14 protein-coding genes are annotated in these 16,375 nt (G+C 65.3%); 7 read left to right on the top strand and 7 right to left on the bottom strand.

The genetic code is table 11. The features are described 5' to 3' along the window. Positions 1 to 266: 266 nt before the first annotated feature. The 3 genes from ACM43_RS33150 (at position 267) to ACM43_RS33140 (ending at position 4,366) form a co-directional block, all read left to right on the top strand. Entirely contained in the window at positions 267 to 1,658 is a 1,392-nt protein-coding gene (locus tag ACM43_RS33150; RefSeq protein ID WP_271545850.1) for a tetratricopeptide repeat protein, read from the top strand. 370 nt (positions 1,659 to 2,028) lie between these two features. Next, a complete protein-coding gene (locus ACM43_RS33145) occupies positions 2,029 to 3,939 on the top strand; it encodes a propionyl-CoA synthetase (RefSeq protein ID WP_271545848.1) in 1,911 nt (636 codons plus the stop codon). A 157-nt stretch (positions 3,940 to 4,096) separates the two neighbouring features. Next, positions 4,097 to 4,366, top strand: a complete 270-nt coding sequence (locus ACM43_RS33140; RefSeq protein WP_225126530.1) for a hypothetical protein — start codon at positions 4,097 to 4,099, stop codon at positions 4,364 to 4,366. A 149-nt stretch (positions 4,367 to 4,515) separates the two neighbouring features. Here the strand turns inward: ACM43_RS33140 and ACM43_RS33135 are convergent, their stop codons facing one another. After that, positions 4,516 to 5,211, bottom strand: coding sequence for a DUF1013 domain-containing protein (locus tag ACM43_RS33135; protein ID WP_035997500.1), 696 nt, complete (start codon positions 5,209 to 5,211; stop codon positions 4,516 to 4,518). A 263-nt stretch (positions 5,212 to 5,474) separates the two neighbouring features. Here ACM43_RS33135 and ispH point away from each other — a divergent pair, with 263 nt between their 5' ends. The 3 genes from ispH to rnhA are packed head-to-tail and all read left to right on the top strand — an operon-like array spanning position 5,475 to position 7,894. Next, positions 5,475 to 6,443 carry a 4-hydroxy-3-methylbut-2-enyl diphosphate reductase gene (gene ispH / locus ACM43_RS33130; RefSeq protein WP_157283056.1) on the top strand — a complete coding sequence of 323 codons (969 nt, stop codon included), beginning with the start codon at positions 5,475 to 5,477 and terminating at the stop codon, positions 6,441 to 6,443. Between the two features lie 6 nt (positions 6,444 to 6,449). After that, the gene (locus ACM43_RS33125; protein ID WP_157283054.1) at positions 6,450 to 7,433 is read left to right on the top strand and encodes a homoserine kinase; all 984 of its coding nucleotides are present in this window, start codon (positions 6,450 to 6,452) and stop codon (positions 7,431 to 7,433) included. Further along, complete coding sequence (gene rnhA, locus ACM43_RS33120) at positions 7,430 to 7,894, top strand: ribonuclease HI (protein WP_271545843.1); 465 nt, start codon at positions 7,430 to 7,432, stop codon at positions 7,892 to 7,894. The genes ACM43_RS33125 and rnhA overlap by 4 nt, the downstream gene beginning before the upstream one ends. A 153-nt stretch (positions 7,895 to 8,047) precedes the next feature. On the opposite strand, the gene ACM43_RS33115 is transcribed toward rnhA, so the two are convergent. From ACM43_RS33115 to ACM43_RS33090, 6 genes are all read right to left on the bottom strand, one after another. Beyond that, the gene (locus tag ACM43_RS33115) at positions 8,048 to 8,533 is read right to left on the bottom strand and encodes a peroxiredoxin (protein ID WP_028180275.1); all 486 of its coding nucleotides are present in this window, start codon (positions 8,531 to 8,533) and stop codon (positions 8,048 to 8,050) included. Between the two features lie 108 nt (positions 8,534 to 8,641). Continuing rightward, positions 8,642 to 9,196, bottom strand: a complete 555-nt coding sequence (locus tag ACM43_RS33110; RefSeq protein ID WP_271545841.1) for a DUF924 family protein — start codon at positions 9,194 to 9,196, stop codon at positions 8,642 to 8,644. A 15-nt stretch (positions 9,197 to 9,211) separates the two neighbouring features. After that, positions 9,212 to 10,897, bottom strand: a complete 1,686-nt coding sequence (locus tag ACM43_RS33105) for a long-chain fatty acid--CoA ligase (protein ID WP_157283050.1) — start codon at positions 10,895 to 10,897, stop codon at positions 9,212 to 9,214. Between the two features lie 190 nt (positions 10,898 to 11,087). Then, positions 11,088 to 12,593 carry a D-alanyl-D-alanine carboxypeptidase family protein gene (locus ACM43_RS33100; RefSeq protein ID WP_225111594.1) on the bottom strand — a complete coding sequence of 502 codons (1,506 nt, stop codon included), beginning with the start codon at positions 12,591 to 12,593 and terminating at the stop codon, positions 11,088 to 11,090. A gap of 189 nt (positions 12,594 to 12,782) precedes the next feature. Next, positions 12,783 to 14,579, bottom strand: coding sequence for a glucan ABC transporter ATP-binding protein/ permease (locus ACM43_RS33095; protein ID WP_271545838.1), 1,797 nt, complete (start codon positions 14,577 to 14,579; stop codon positions 12,783 to 12,785). 82 nt (positions 14,580 to 14,661) lie between these two features. Beyond that, entirely contained in the window at positions 14,662 to 15,711 is a 1,050-nt protein-coding gene (locus ACM43_RS33090; RefSeq protein WP_271545836.1) for an ABC transporter substrate-binding protein, read from the bottom strand. Positions 15,712 to 15,937: 226 nt separating this feature from the next. Between ACM43_RS33090 and ACM43_RS33085 the strand changes: the two genes are divergently transcribed. After that, positions 15,938 to 16,297 carry a hypothetical protein gene (locus ACM43_RS33085; RefSeq protein WP_157283042.1) on the top strand — a complete coding sequence of 120 codons (360 nt, stop codon included), beginning with the start codon at positions 15,938 to 15,940 and terminating at the stop codon, positions 16,295 to 16,297. Positions 16,298 to 16,375: the final 78 nt, after the last annotated feature.

Below are 16,375 nucleotides of genomic sequence, written 5' to 3'. Positions count from 1 at the left end.
TTGAATATTGCGGGGGTCGTCATGCCCGGGCTTGTCCCGGGCATCCACGTTCTTTGCGCCGTGTGGAAAGGCGTGGATGGCCGGGACAAGCCCGGCCATGACGCTGTGGAGACAGCCGGTGCCCTAGCCACATCTCATATGCGATAGTCCTGCCCAAGCAGGGCGAGGGAGAGCCGGCAGCGCTCCGTCCCTCCCAGGCCCGGTTTGAACCCATCGCTTGCCAGCTGCGACAACGGTGAGAACCCGACGTCACGGAGCCCTATGTCATGTGCGGCACTCACGCCTCCGCGCAAGCGCTTTCGCCTGCCAAAATCTCGCTTCGCGCCCTCTTTCTCGGCGCGGCCATGAGTTTCGTTCTCGCGGCTCCCGCCGCGGCGAGCACCGAGTGCGTGCTGGGAAGCAAGGCCACCCCGGCCGAGTTGATCTCCGCGTGCAGCGCCATCATCGACCAGACCGCCAATTCGGCCGCCGAACGCAGCGCGGCCCTCGTCGTCCGCGCCGAAGCCAATGCGCAGACCCTTGGAGGCCAGTCGCAGGCGCTGCGGGATCTCGACCGCGCCATCGCGCTCGACGGCAAGAACGCGAAGGCCTGGCGCGTGCGTGGCGACCTCCTGCGCGAGGCCGGCGGCGACCTCAATCGCGCCGCGGCGGATCTGACCAAGGCGATCGAGCTCGACCCGCAGGATGCCGAAGCTTACGAGCTGCGCGGCGTCGTCTACACCAATCAGCGCCGCCTCGACCGCGCGCTCGCCGATTACGACCAGGCGATCAAGCTGAAGCCGGACGATGCGCAAGCCTGGTCCGACCGCGGTGTGGCCTATTATCTCGGCGGCGACAACGAGAAGGCGATCAGAAATTTCGACGAGGCGCTGCGGCTCGATCCCAACCGCGCGCGTACCTACACCAATCGCGGCGCGGCCTACAAGAAGCTCGGCCAGCTCGACAAGGCGGTCGCCGACGACGGCGAGGCGATCAGGCTCGACCCGAAGGTGCCGGAATATTACGACAACCGCGGCCTGACCTATGCTGCGATGGGCGAGTACGACAAGGCGATTGCCGATTACGACCAGGCGATCCGGCGGGAGCAGCGCGCCAACTTCCTGACCAACCGCGGCGATTCCTACCAGTTCAAGGGCGAGCTCGGGGCGGCGCTGAGCGACTACGAGGCTGCGCTCAAGCTCGATCCGAATTTCGCGAAGACCTACAATAACCGCGCGGTGCTCCACAAGAAGATGGGCGAGCGCAAGAAGGCGCTGGCCGATTATGAGACGGCGCTGAAGCTGGATCCTGGCAACGAGAATGCAGCGAACGGCCGCCGCAGCATGATTGCCGAGATCGCCAGGTTCGGCGCGGCGTCGCCGGGCCCAATGCATGCGCGCTCGGCCGACGATAGCGGTCCTTCGTTCAATTGCGCCACCGCCAAGCGCGAGGTCGAGAAAGTGATCTGCGCCGATCCGCAGCTCGGCGTGCTCGACCGTCAGATCGCCGAGACCTATGAACGTGTGCTGAGGGCTTCCAAAGGACGTTCCGCTAGCGACCTGCGCAAGACCCAGCGCGAGTTCCTCACGACGCGCAATGCGAGCTTCCGCCGCCCCGGATACGATCTGAAGAAGATCATGCAGGACCGCTTGCAGCGGCTGAACGCGATGGAGAGCTGAAAGGCGAAGGAGCTGAAGCCTTGCGGCTGGCTCGTAACCTCTCCCGCCTGCGGGAGAGGTCGACGCGCTCGGAGAGCGCGGCGGGTGAGGGCTCTCTCCTCTTGGGGACCTCATGAATCTTGTACGATCCCAACGCGGAGACACCCCCAACCCCAACCTCCCCCCGCAAGCGGGAGAGGGAGCCGACTGCCGATGCCGCGCAAGCTTCACACCTCTCCGCCAAAAAAACCCATCCTTTTCAACTTGAACCGCGGCCCGTTCCCGGGAAAATAGCTCCAAACAAGGCCGGCAATTGATCCTGGTCATGGCGGGGCGCCTGTCCTGCCACAAGGGTCGGAGCCGGGCGAATAAAGGGAACGGGAGCGCGGGAATGAATATCCAGGGCAAAAGCCGTTATCACGAGGTCCACGCGCGTTCGCTGGCGGATCCGGAAGGGTTCTGGGCCGAGGCGGCCAAAGAGATCGACTGGATCGAACCTGCAACGAAGATCTTCGATCCCTCGCAAGGAACCTACGGCCGCTGGTTTGCCGGCGGCGTCGTCAACACCTGCTACAACGCCCTTGACCGCCACGTCGAACGCGGCCGCGCCGACCAGGTCGCACTGATCCATGATTCGCCGCTGACGGGCTCGGTCACCAAGCTCACCTATGCCGAACTGCTGAACGAGGTCCAGGCGCTCGCCGCAATCATGCAGGATTTCGGTGTCGCCAAAGGCGATCGTGTCATCCTCTATATGCCGATGGTGCCGGAGGCGGTGGTCGCGATGCTCGCCTGCGCGCGGCTCGGTGCGGTGCACTCGGTGGTGTTCGGCGGCTTTGCCGCGAAAGAGCTTGCCACCCGCATCGACGATGCGCAGCCCAAGCTGATCCTGTCCGCCAGCTGCGGCATCGAGCCCGGCCGCATCGTGCAGTACAAGCCGCTGCTCGACGAGGCGATCAAGCTTGCCAGCAGCAAGCCGAAAGCCTGCATCGTGCTGCAGCGTCCGCAGCTCACCTGCGAGATGACGCCGAGCCGCGATTACGACTGGGCCAGCCTGCGGCGCAAGGCGCTGAACGACGGCAAGCGCGCGGCTTGCGTGCCTGTCGCCGCGACAGACCCGCTCTACATCCTCTATACCTCGGGCACAACAGGCGTGCCGAAGGGCGTCGTGCGCGACAACGGCGGGCATCTCGTCGCGGTGAAATGGTCGATGTTCAACCTCTACGGCGTCAAGCCGGGCGAGGTCTGGTGGTGCGGTTCCGACATCGGCTGGGTGGTCGGCCACAGCTACATCGTCTACGGCCCGCTGCTGCACGGCGCGACCACGATCATGTACGAGGGCAAGCCGGTCGGCACGCCCGACGCCGGCGCGTTCTGGCGCGTGATTTCCGAGCACAAGGCGGTGGCCTTCTTCACCGCGCCGACGGCCTTTCGCGCCATCCGCAAGGAAGACCCGGAAGGGAAATTCATCCGGCAGTACGACCTCTCCAAATTCCGCACGCTGTTCCTCGCCGGCGAGCGTGCCGATCCGCCGACCGTGGAATGGGCGGAGCAGCAGCTGAAGGTCCCGGTGATCGACCATTGGTGGCAGACCGAGACCGGCTGGTGCATCGCCGGCAACCCGGTCGGCCTCGGCATGTTGCCGGTGAAGCACGGCTCGCCGACGGTGCCGATGCCGGGCTATCAAGTCGATGTCGTCGACGAAGCGACAAAGCCGGTCGGCCCCAACACCATGGGCTCGATCGTCATCAAGCTGCCGATGCCGCCGGGCTGCCTGCCCACGCTGTGGAACCAGGACGCGCGCTTCAAGGAGGCGTACCTGAGCGAATTCCCCGGCTATTACAAAACCTCCGACGCCGGCTACAAGGACGAGGACGGCTATGTCTTCGTGATGGGCCGCACCGACGACATCATCAACGTCGCCGGCCATCGCCTCTCCACCGGCGGCATGGAGGAAATCCTGGCCTCGCATCCCGATGTCGCCGAATGCGCCGTGCTCGGCGTCAAGGATGCGATCAAGGGCGAGGTGCCCTGCGGCTTCCTGGTGCTGAAGGCAGGCGTGAAGCGCCCGCCGGCCGAGATCGAGAAGGAGATCATCGCGCTGGTGCGCGACAAGCTCGGCCCGGTCGCCGCGTTCAAGCTCGCCATCACCGTCGGCCGCCTGCCCAAGACGCGCTCCGGAAAGATCCTGCGCGGCACCATCAAGAAGATCGCCGAGGGCGAATCCTGGACAATGCCGGCGACGATCGAGGATCCCAAGGCACTCGAGGAGATCGGAGAGGCGCTGAAGGGACGGATGTGAGGCGAAGCGTCATCCCGGGGCGGGAAGGGCGTTGCTTCACCGCTCTCCACTGTCATCGCTGCCTGTGCGGGGAACGACAGCGAGCGTGGAACGGCGTCCAGGGACTTACAATCTCCGCATTCCGCGCTAAACAGGGCCGGCCGATAGGGAACCTCGTATGCCACTTGCCGCCGCGCCACGCCTGCTGACCGCCTTAGCTCTCGCCGTCGCTCTTTCCGCGTGCTCGGCGCGCTACCAGAATCCGGTGGCGGCGGGCGGCGACGACGACGATGCGGTCTGCCAGAGCCGGGGATATGCGCAGGGCTCGCCGGAATACGTGGCCTGCCGCAAGGACCGCGACGTCCAGCGCAATGCCGCCACCGCGCGCGCCGACCGCCGCCAGCGCGATCTCGGCGAGTACATGCTGAACAACCCCGTGCGGCCGTAAAGATAGCGCTCCCCGCCTTCTACGTCATTGCGCGCTGCGCTTGCAGTGACGGGATGGCTGAAGTTCTCTCGCGACAATCGAGCAAAAAACGCGGCAGTTTTTCCTGCCGCGTCTTGCCTGATGCATAATCGCGAACGAAGTGCGGAGCCTTACTCCTCCTCGTCCTCGTGCTTCTTGCCGCCGAGCGTCTTCAGCTTGGCGAACACGGCGTCGACGTTGAGGTCGTCACTGGACTTCTCCGCGGGCTCGTACTCGTCCTTGCGGGTGGTCTCGGAGGCCGGCAGCAGGGTGGCGCCGCCATAGGCTGCGTCGATCGGCTTCTCCTTCGCCGCGCGCTGCACCTCGAAATCGAGCTCGATCTGCGAGCACAGACCGAGCGTGACCGGGTCGATCGGGGTCAGCGCCGAGGTGTTCCAGTGGGTACGGTCGCGCACGCTCGCGATCGTGCTCTTGGTGGTGCCGACCAGGCGCATGATCTGGGCGTCCTTGAGCTCCGCATGGTTGCGCAGCAGCCAGAGGATGGCGCTCGGGCGCTCATGGCGGCGCGAGACCGGGGTGTAACGCGGGCCCTTGCGCTTGGGCTGGGGCGGCAGCACCACCTTGCTCTCCTGGAGGCGGAGCCGGTAGTCCGGGTTCTTCTCGCCCTTCTCGATTTCCTCGCGGGTCAGCTGGCCATTGGAGAGGGGATCCATGCCCTTGATGCCCTGGGCGGCGTCGCCGTCGGCGATGGCGCGCACCTCGAGGGGATGCATCTTGGTGAAATCGGCGACCTGGTCGAAGGTCAGCGCGGTGTTGTCGAGCAGCCAAACGGCGGTCGCCTTGGGCATCAGAGGTGCGTTGCTCATGGCAAATCTCCTTTGTGCTTCGCCCACCCCTCTGGAGGCGAAACCGGTGGTCATCAGCGATGACAGGGAATTCGCGCTATATAAGCCCGGAGGGGGTAGCCATGCAATGGTTCTGCTATAGATAGTGCCTTGACACCGCCCGAAAGGGGGCCCAATTCCCTTTGAACCGCTGTAAGGTTCAAGCCGACAGTTTTAAGCCAAATTCCCATCCATCGACCGCCCCGGCAGAACGCGAACGGGTGATTCGGTCCCGAGATCGCTCAATGTCAGCCAAACCAGACCTCAAGATCGTGCTTTGTTCTCCCCGCGGCTTCTGTGCCGGGGTGGTCCGGGCGATCGACACCGTCGAACGGGCGCTCGATAAGTACGGCGCCCCCGTCTATGTTCGCCATGAGATTGTGCACAACAAGTACGTCGTCGATGGGTTGAAGAAGAAGGGCGCCATCTTCGTCGAGGAGCTCGCAGAAATCCCGGAGAATACCACCGCCCCGGTGGTGTTCTCGGCCCACGGCGTGCCGAAGTCGGTTCCGGCCGACGCCCAGTCCCGCAACCTGTTCTCGCTGGATGCGACTTGCCCGCTGGTGACGAAGGTGCATCGCGAGGCCGCGATCCACTTCAAGCGCGGCCGCGAGATCTTCCTGATCGGCCATTCCCACCATCCCGAGGTGGTCGGCACGCTCGGCCAGCTGCCGCCGGGTGCCGTGACCCTGATCGAGACCGCCGAGGACGCCAAGACCATCACGCCGAAGGACCCCAACAACCTCGCCTTCGTGACCCAGACCACGCTGTCGATCGACGACACCGCGGAGATCGTCGCGCTGCTCAAGGAACGCTTCCCCAACATCAACGGGCCGCACAAGGAAGACATCTGCTACGCCACCACCAACCGCCAGCTCGCCGTGAAGAAGGTGGCGCCGGTGGTGGACGCGCTCATCGTGGTCGGTGCTCCCAACTCGTCGAACTCGCAGCGCCTGCGCGAGGTTGCCGAGCGCGAGGGCTGCAAGATCGCGGTGCTGGCGCAGCGCGCCACCGACATCGACTGGGGCAGGTTCGGCAACATCAAGAGCCTCGGCATCACCGCGGGCGCGTCCGCGCCCGAGGTGATCGTCGAGGAAATCATGGACGCCTTCGCCGAGCGCTACACGCTGCACGTGGAGACGGTCTCGGCCGCGGAAGAGAACGAGTTCTTCCCGTTGCCGCGTCAGGTGCGCCCCGAAGCCGCCGCCGAGTAGACCTTTATGGCGGTCTACACCGACGTCGCCGCCGACGAGCTTGCGGATTTCCTGGAGCAATACGATCTCGGCGAATTGCTCTCCTACAAGGGCATCGCCGAGGGCGTCGAAAATTCCAACTTCCTGCTGCACACGAGCAAAGGCTCGTTCATCCTCACGCTGTACGAAAAGCGCGTGGCGAAGAACGATCTGCCGTTCTTCCTCGGACTGATGACGCACCTCGCCGAGCACGGCGTCAATTGTCCGCTGCCCGTGAGGGGACGCGACGGCGAGGCCTTGCGCGAGCTCGCAGGCCGGCCCGCCGCGATCATCACCTTTCTCGAAGGCATCTGGCCGCGCAAGCCGAACGCGACCCATTGCGCCGGCGTCGGCGAGGGGCTGGCCCGGATGCATCTGGCCGGCGCCAATTTCGCGGTTCGGCGCGCCAATGCACTCTCGGTCGCCGGCTGGCGGCCGCTGTTCGATGCGGCTTCGAATCGTGCGGACGAGGTGCAGCCGGGGCTGCGCGCCTTCCTCGCCGCCGAGCTCGACTATCTCTCCAGCGGGGTCTGGCCGAGCAACCTGCCCGAAGGCGTGATCCACGCCGACCTTTTCAACGACAACGTCTTTTTCCTCGGCGACAAGCTCTCGGGGATCATCGACTTCACCTTCGCCTGCAACGACATGCTGGCCTATGACGTCGCGATCTGCCTCAACGCCTGGTGCTTCGAGCCGGATCATTCCTTCAACGTCACCAAGGCGCGTGCCTTCCTCAACGCCTATGGCCGGGTGCGCAAGCTGAGCGAAGCCGAAGAGGCCGCGCTGCCGCTCTTGGCGCGGGGCGCGGCGATCCGCTTCCTGCTGACGCGGCTGGTCGACTGGCTCAACGTGCCCGCAGGCGCGCTGGTCAAGCCGAAGGATCCCTTGGAGTATTTCCGTAAGCTGCGCTTCCACCAAAGCGTGACGAGCGTGCGTGACTACGGGCTTATGCCGTCGGGACTGGTGGCGTGAGCGAGCTTCCCAAGGTGACGATCTACACCGACGGCGCCTGCTCGGGAAATCCCGGGCCGGGCGGCTGGGGCGCGATCCTGAAGTTCGGCGACAAGGAGAAGGAGCTGAACGGCGGCCAGCCGCACACCACCAACAACCAGATGGAATTGATGGCGGCGATCTCGGCACTCGAAGCGCTGAAGCGGCCGTGCACGGTCGACCTCTACACCGACAGCCAGTATGTCCGGCAGGGCATCACCGGCTGGATCTTCGGCTGGAAGCGCAACGGCTGGCGCACCGCCGACAAGAAGCCGGTGAAGAATGTCGAGCTATGGCAGCGCCTCGACGCATCGCTGAAGCAGCACGAGGTCCGCTGGCACTGGGTCAAGGGCCACGCCGGCCACCCCGAGAACGAGCGCGCCGACCAGCTGGCGCGCGATGGGATCGTCATGGCGCGGTTGCAGCAGCGGGTGAGGGAGTAGGGGGCGGCGTCGTCGCTCCGCCCCGAACTGTCATCACCCGCGAAGGCGGGTGATCCAGTATTCCAGAGGCGGTTGTGATTGAGCCGAGAGGCCGCGGCGTACTGGATGCCCCGGTCAAGCCGGGGCATGACAGCGTCTGTTGTCGCGAAGCGCTTACAGCTGCCCAAGCAGCGTATCGCCGCCGGAGACCTCGACCTTGCCGGGCATCGCCTCGAGGTTCAGCTTCTTGACCACGCCGTCCTCGATCAGCATCGAATAGCGCTTGGAGCGGATGCCGAGGCCGTTGGCGGAGGCGTCCAGCTCCATGCCGATCGCCTTGGTGAAGTCGGCATTGCCGTCGGCGAGGAAGACGGCCTCGTCGCGCTGGTCGGTGTCGCGCTTCCAGGCGTTCATGACGAAGGCGTCGTTGACGGAGACGATGGCGATGGTGTCGACACCCTTGTCCTTCATGGCATAGGCGTTGAGGAAGATGCTCGGCAGATGCATCTTGTGGCAGGTGCCGGTATAGGCGCCGGGCACCGCGAACAGCGCCACCTTCTTGCCCTTGAAGATGTCGTCGGTGGTCTTCACCTGCGGGCCTTCCGCCGTCATCACGCGGAATTTCGCCTCGGGCAGCTTGTCGCCAATCTGGATCGCCATCGTCAGTCTCCCTGAAAATCGGTCCCGCTTTTTAGACCGGGCGGCGGGCCTGCACAATATTGCCGGTGGCGGAAGCGGCGAGGATGGCGGCCGTTCACCGTGATGTCATCAGCCGGCAAAACCGCCGCCGTCGAGGAAGGCCTGCTCCTCCTCGGTGGTGTCGCGGCCGAGGAGACGGTTGCGGTGGGGAAAGCGGCCGAACCGCGCGATGATGTCGGCGTGGTCGCGCGCGTATTTCAGGCTTTCGGCATTGTCGGTGTTTTGAAACAGCGCGACGCAGTGCAACTGGTCGGCCAGGTGCTCGGAATGCATGAAGGGCAAATAGAGGAATTCGAGCAGGAGGGGATCGACCCTGCGATCGACGCCGCGCGCGATGGCGCGGCGGGCGACGTCGCGCGTCTGTGCGTCGCTGGCAAAGGCCTGCGGTGTGCCGCGAAACATGTTGCGGGGAAACTGGTCGAGCAAGATGACGAGTGCGAGCGCGCCGTCGTCGCTCGCCTCCCATGACGCCAGCTCGCCGGCGGCCGCCCTCTGCCACAGCGAGAGAAAGCGGCGTCGTATCTCCGCATCGAAAGCATCGCTGCGCTCGTACCAGCGTTCGCGCCCGGCCTCTCGCCAGAAGGCGAGAACGCCTGATGGCGTGATGTCGCGGGCGTCAGCCATGAACGGAGGCGCGCCTTACGCCGCCTCCGCCTTCTTCTCGTCGCGCAGCTGCCGACGCAGGATCTTGCCGACATTGGTCTTCGGCAGGTCGTTGCGGAATTCGACGTGCTTGGGCACCTTGTAGCCGGTGAGCTGGTCGTGACAGAACTTGATCACGGCATCCGCCGTGAGGTTCGGGTCCTTCTTCACCACGAAGGCCTTCACCGCTTCGCCCGACTTGGAATCGGGGATGCCGATCACGGCGCATTCGAGCACGCCCGGATGGCTCGCGATGACTTCCTCGACCTCGTTCGGATAGACGTTGAAGCCGGAGACCAGGATCATGTCCTTCTTGCGGTCGACGATCTTGATATAGCCCCTCTCGTCCATCACGCCGATGTCGCCGGTGCGGAAATAGCCGTCCGCGGTCATCACCTTGGCGGTCTCCTCCGGCCTGTTCCAGTAGCCCGACATCACCTGCGGACCCTTGGCGCAGATCTCGCCCGCCTGTCCGAGCGGGACCTCGTTGCCCTCGTCGTCCCGGATCGAGATGTAAGTCGACGGCACGGGGATGCCGATCGAGCCGGCGAACTCGGTCGCCGTCGGCGGATTGCAGGTCAGGACAGGCGAGGTCTCCGACAGGCCGTAGCCCTCGGCAATGCTGCAGCCCGTGATGTTCTTCCATTGCTCGGCAACGGGGCGCTGCACCGCCATGCCGCCGCCGTTCGAGATCTTCAGCTTGGAGAAGTCGAGCTTCTTGAAGTCGGGATGGTTCATCAAGGCGTTGTAGAGCGTATTCACCGCCGGGAAGGTGTTGACCTGGTATTTCGCCAGCTCCTTGATGAAGCCGGGAATGTCGCGCGGGTTCGGGATCAGCAGGTTGCAGCCGCCGGCGCGCACTGCGAGCAGATAACAGGCCGTCAGCGCGAAGATGTGATAGAGCGGCAGCGCGCAGACGATCATCAGCTGCTCGACATGTGGCGGCGCGGCGAGCGCCGGCTGCAGCCACGCATCGTTCTGCAAGACGTTGGCGACGATGTTGCGGTGGAGCAGGGTGGCGCCCTTGGAGACGCCGGTGGTGCCGCCGGTATATTGCAGGAAGGCGACGTCGCCCGGCGACAGCTTCGGCTTGTTGAACGTCATGCCGCGGCCGGCGGATAGTGCGTCGTTGAAAGAGACCGAGCCTGGCAGCGACCAGGCCGGTACCATCTTCTTGACCCGGCGGACGACGAGGTTGACGATCACGCCCTTGAAGCCGAGCAGGTCGCCCATGCTGGCGACGATGACGTGCTTCACCTGCGTCCTCGCGATCACCTGCTCGACCGTATGAGCGAAGTTCTCCAGCACGATGATGGCTTCGGCGCCCGAATCCTTCAACTGGTGCTCGAGCTCGCGCGGCGTATAGAGCGGGTTGACGTTGACCACCGCGAAACCGGCGCGCAGCACGGCGGCTGTCGCGACCGGGTATTGCAGCACGTTCGGCATCATGATGGCGATACGCGCGCCGCGCTGCAGCCCGCGGCCCTGCAAGTAAGCGGCAAGCGCGACCGACATCTGGTCGAGGTCGCGATAGCTGATCGACTTGTCCATGCAGATGAATGCCTTGCGGTCGGCGAACTTGGTGAAGCTCTCCTCCAGCAGGTCGACCAGCGATGCGTATTGCGTCGGCTCGATATCGGCAGGCACGCCGGGCGGATATTGCTTGAGCCAGATGCGCTCCATGGAAGACTCCCCTCATTGACCAGGGCCCGTTGTTCTCGGGCTTGCCTCGTTGTCGCCAGTATCCAGCTTGCCGGAACGGGTGGCAAGCCGTCGTGGCTTAGGGCAAAGGTCGCAGCGTCGCTACTGGAATCGTCGCAAAACGGTGCTGCCGCAGGTGCGAAGCGGGGCTGCGGTTTCGTGCCGAGCGGCGTTAACTGTTGTTGGCTGGCTTGGCCGCGGCGGGAGGCTTCGTCGCGGCGGGGGTCGTCGCTGCCTTGGGCTTGGCGGGCTTCGCCGCCTGATCGCCGCCGGCCGAAGGCTTCTCGGCGGGCTTCGCCACCGCATCCGGCTTGGTCGCGGCATGCTTGGCGCCAGCCGGCTTGGTTGCGGCCGGTTGGGGCGTGGCCGGCTTGGCCGCCTTGCCGTCAGTCGGCTTGGCATCCGGCTTGGCCGCCGCGGTCTTGGTGTCCTTGGGCTTATCGGCCGGCTTGTCGGCGGCGTCTGGCTTCTTGGCGACGCGCGGCTTCTTGGCGCGCGGCTTGGACGCGGCCTGCTGGTCGGCATCGGCTGCCACAGCAGCAATCAGGGCGGTGCCGGTGCGGGTCGGGCCGGTATAGACCAGCACGGGCTCGGTCGGCGCCGCAGCCGAGGCCATCAGCTCGGAAGCTTTCATCAGCGGCGGCTGCAGGCCTGCCGTGAAGAAGGTGAACTGGGCCGCGCCGCCGGTGGCGGAGCCCGATCCGGTCGCGCCGCCACTGGCCGCAATCAGCGCATCGTCGTCGTCGCTGGCCGGCCGCTTGCGGTTGGGTCCGCACATCTCGTCGCGCAGGTTCGGCGGCGTGGCATCGACCGGCACGAGATTGTCGACCGTGCCGAGCGAGGGGCGCAGCCAGGTGAGGTTGTCCGGAGCGAAGCCACGCTCCAGCAGCTGCGCCGCCTTCACCGCGCGTGCCGTGCCGGAGTTTGCACCGAGCACCACCGCGATCAGCCGGCGGCCGTTGCGCGTGGCCGAGGCGACGAGGTTGTAGCCGGAGGCGCAGATGAAGCCGGTCTTGAACCCGTCGGCGCCGGGATAGCGGCCGATCAGCTTGTTGAAATTGCCGGTGACGCGCTTGCCGAAGCGGATCGCCGGGATATGCATGTAGTACTCGTATTCCGGCAGGTCGCGCAGGAAAGACCGCGCCAAGATGCCGAGGTCGCGCGCAGAGGTGATCTGGCCCTCGGCGGGCAGGCCGTTTGGATTTACATAGCTCGTCTGCGCCATGCCGAGCTTCCTCGCGGTGTCGTTCATCACCGCGGAGAAGCCGTCGACCGAGCCGCTGACGCCTTCGGCGAGCACCACGGCCATGTCGTTCGCCGACTTGACCATCATCATCTTCAGCGCGTTGTCGACGGTCACTTGGGTTCCCGGGCGGAACCCCATCTTCGATGGCGATTGCGAGGCCGCGGTCGGCGACACCGTGAGCAGCGTGTCGAGCGTCAGCCTGCCGTCCTTGACCGCCTTCAGCGTCACATAGGCGGTCATGATCTTGGTGACGGAGGCCGGATACCAGGGAAGGGTCGCGTTTTCGGCCTGCAACACCTTGCCGCTGTCGGCCTCGATCAGCAGCAGCGCTTCGGCACTCGCCGTGCGCGGCGCGAGCATCGCGGCACAGGCGAGCATCGCAGCGAACAGGTTGAACAGGGATTTGCGAAGCAGCGGGCGAAGGGCGTGCACTATCCGATTCCGGTCCTTGGAGATCCGCCTGATAGGGCCGGTTCTCGTGATCTGATTGTCGGTTCTGAAATCCAGCGCCGCCGCTTGCGGCGTCGCAAACCTATACCGGCTGGTGCGTCGAGAATAGGGGGATCGGCGCGGTATTCCGCAACGAAGTAGGCCGAATTTCGACGGTCCTCTCGGGACTTGCTAGGGGGATTTGACAGCTGTCGAGGCAGCCTCGGCGGCCGTCACGCTGGCCCGTGCGTTCTCCTGCACCATGAACTGGGCCTTGGCCATCTCGGCAAAATGGCCGCCTTTGGCCACGAGTTCATCGAAAGTTCCGGTTTCGATCACCCGTCCATTCTCGAACACCAGGACCCGCGTGGCGTTGCGGATGGTGGAGAGGCGATGGGCGATCACGAAGGTGGTGCGGCCCCTCATCACTTCGTCGAGAGCGGCGTTCACCTTGACCTCGGTGACCGCGTCGAGCGCGGAGGTCGCCTCGTCCAGGATCAGGATCGGCGGGTCCTTCAGCAGGGCGCGGGCGATCGAGAGCCGCTGCCGTTCGCCGCCGGAGAGCATGCGGCCGCGCTCGCCGGCATTGGTCTCGAAACCGCCGCTGCGCTCGATGAACTCCAGCGCCTGCGCGCGTTCCGCCGCCTTACGCATCTCGGCCTCGGTCGCATCCGGCTTGCCGACGCGCAAGTTCTCCGCGATCGAGCGGTTGAACAGCAGCGCTTCCTGGAACACGACACCGATGTTCCGCCGCAGCGAGGTCAACGTGACGCCGCGCACGTCCATGCCGTCGATCTTGATGACGCCGGATTGCGGATCGAAGGCCCGGTGCAGGAGCGCAATCGCGGTGGACTTGCCGGCCCCGGTCGGGCCGACCAGCGCAATGGTCTGGCCCGGCAGCGCGGTGAAGGTGAGGTCCTCGATCGCCGGCCGCTTGCCGTCATAGGAGAACGTGACGTCGTTGAACTCGACGAGGCCCGACAGCCTGCCGGCATCGATTGCGTCCGGCCGGTCGTGCACCGCGGGCACGGCGTCGAGCACATTGAAGAACTCGCGCAGCCGCGGAGCTTCCATGAACACGTTGTTGATGAAGCTGACCACCTGCTCGAGCTTCTGGATCAGCAGCGTCGCGAAGCTCACGAACATCACGATCTCGCCGACCGAGGTCAGGCCCTGGTCGTGCAACGCGATGCCGAGGGTGAAGATCGCGAGCACCGTGATGGTGGTGGAGGCGCGCGTGATCACCGTGACCAGCGCCCACCACGACAACACCGGCATCTGCGCGGCCAGCAGCTCGTCGGCGACCGAGCGCAGCCCTTTGACCTCGGATTCGACGCGCACGAAGCTCTGCACCAGCGCGACGTTGCCGAGCGCATCAGACGCGCGCGCGGAGAGCTCGCTGTAGTGCTCCTCGACCGCCATCTGCATGCCGAAGGTCCTGCGCACCACGAAGGTGGTCAGCGCCGTGAACACGATGCAGAGCACGAACAAGAGGATCGCCAGCCGCCAGTTCAGGTAGAGCGACAACGGCAGCAGCACGACGACCGACAGGATCGCGGCAAAATGCTCGCGGAAGAAGCCGACCCACAGCCGCCACAGCGCGTCGGTGCCATTGAGCATGACCTTCATCAACCGGCCGGAATGGGTGCCGGAGTGGAAGGTCAACGGTAGCTGCAGGATGTGCTCGAAATAGTCGGTCAGCACCGCCTGGCGCTGGCGATGCGAGAGGCGGTCGGCCTGCAAAGCCACGATCGCGCTGCAGACGATGGTGAACAGCCCGAACGCGACCCAGGCGACCAGGAACGGCCAGGCCGAGCTCGAGCCGGCCACGGTCTTGCCCGAGAGCACGTCGACGATCCGGCCGAACAGCACGGGCTCGGCGAACTGCGATCCCGCCAGCAGGAGGTTGGCGACCGCGAGCAGCCAGCCCAGCCGCGCCTCCTTGCCGAGCAGCTCGAGAACGCGGGTGTAGAGACGGAGGAGGGACATGGAGGCGAGGGACTCGGCGAAGACGGAGTCCACATTCTAAGCCGGGACCGCCGCGAGATACAGCGCAAGCTTTCAGTTTTGCTCAGTTGATCAGCCGCTCTGCCGGCGGCGGCAGGTACTGGTCGTCGAAAACGTCGCGAGCCGTCGGCCGTTTGCGGAATTTGAAGTCCCGCGCGATCTGATCGATCGAACGTTCCAGGCGCGCCGGCTCGACGCCGCCGAGGCCGTTGCGCTTGACCTCCTCGGTCAGGATGTTGTCGGCAAGGACCGCGTGCAGGCGCTTCAGCTCCAAATTGCGGTCGCCGTCGTCGATGCGGCTCGCGGCCTCCTCCGCCGCACGCGCCGGCTCCCTCGCCGTCGCGATGATGCCCGCGATCAAGGCGCGAACGAAGCCTTTCACGGCATCCGGCTTCGCTGCGGCGAAGGCGGTGTTGGCCACCACGGCAAAGCCGTAGGCCTCACAGCCGTAGTCCGCATAGCGCAGCACGACGAGATCGGCTTCGGGTACGCCGCGATCGCGCAGGTTCACCGCCGAGAGATAGCTGAACCCGGCGACGGCATCGACCTGTCCTGCGGACAGGATCGGCTCGTGCACCGCGGCACTGATCTTGTGGAATTTGACGTGCGATGCCTTGATGCCGTTCTGCTGCGCCAGCGCCGGCCATAGCCGCATCGACAGATCGCCGTCGGCAACGCCGACGGTCTTGCCGTCGAGGTCGGGCAGGAGACGGATACCGCGGCTTTTGCGCGCGACGATCGCATAAGGCGCGCGGTCGAACAGCACGAACACGGCCTTGACTGGCGCCGCGTCGTCCTTGTCACGAAAGCGTATCAGCTCGTTGATGTCGACGAGCGCGAGCTCGCTGTCGCCTTTGGCGAGCCGTGCGAGCGCCTCCGGCGATCCGCTCGCGCTGTTGAAGGACACGTTGAGATGCTCGGCGCCGAACCTGCCGTCCTTCGCCGCAAGGAAGAATGGCGCCATGCTCGCATCGATGGGACGGTCGAAGGTGAAATGGATGGCAGTCGAGGGAGTGTCGCTCCCGGCCGCAATGGCTTCGCGCACCGTCGATAGGGCGAACGCGATTGCAAGGGCCAGCAGCCACTGAAGGGCGATCGTCTTGAATCCGGACATCGGTCGCGCCGGCCCCGCATTGTTATGGTTTCGTGACGCTTGGCAAGCGCCGGCCGCGACGAACGTGCGCGCGCCAACATGAACGGCGGATGAGCGGGCTTGCGGCATCGTTACGCAACCCCGTTCAGCCTGTGTTGGGGTGGGGGAACCTACTTAGGTGGTGAGTGTTTGACAGACATCAGCCTGTCGTCAGGCACAATCCGAGGTCCCAAGGAGGGTCCAGATCATGTTTGACAGCCTTTCGAAGTTCGTCGGCCGCAAGGCCGTTCTGGCCACGGCCGCCGTGGTGGCCCTGACTGCCGTTGCACCCAGCGCCTCTTACGCGGGCGGTCGTCATTGGCATCGCGGTGGCGGCGGCGCAGCTGCTGCAGCGATGTTCGGCCTGGCCGCGACCGGCCTCGCCATCGCAGCCAGCCGCAATGCCTACGCCTATGATCCGGGTCCGGTTTACTATTACGAGGGCGGCCCGGCCTATTACAGCGGCCCCGGCTATGGTCCCTATTATTACGACTCGGGCAACCGCTACACCTATGGCGGCTACAAGAACCCCTGCGCCCACGGCTATTCCGGCTACAGCTGCTATTAACCGATCGGGCATACGTCATCGGCGAACAGGCCGTCGCGCTTGCCGCGGCGGCTTGTTTTTTGCTTATATTGCCGCGTG

The organism is Bradyrhizobium sp. CCBAU 45321 (assembly GCF_028128975.1).
Lineage (GTDB): Bacteria > Pseudomonadota > Alphaproteobacteria > Rhizobiales > Xanthobacteraceae > Bradyrhizobium > Bradyrhizobium yuanmingense.
This window is presented reverse-complemented; position numbering and strand designations above follow the sequence as displayed.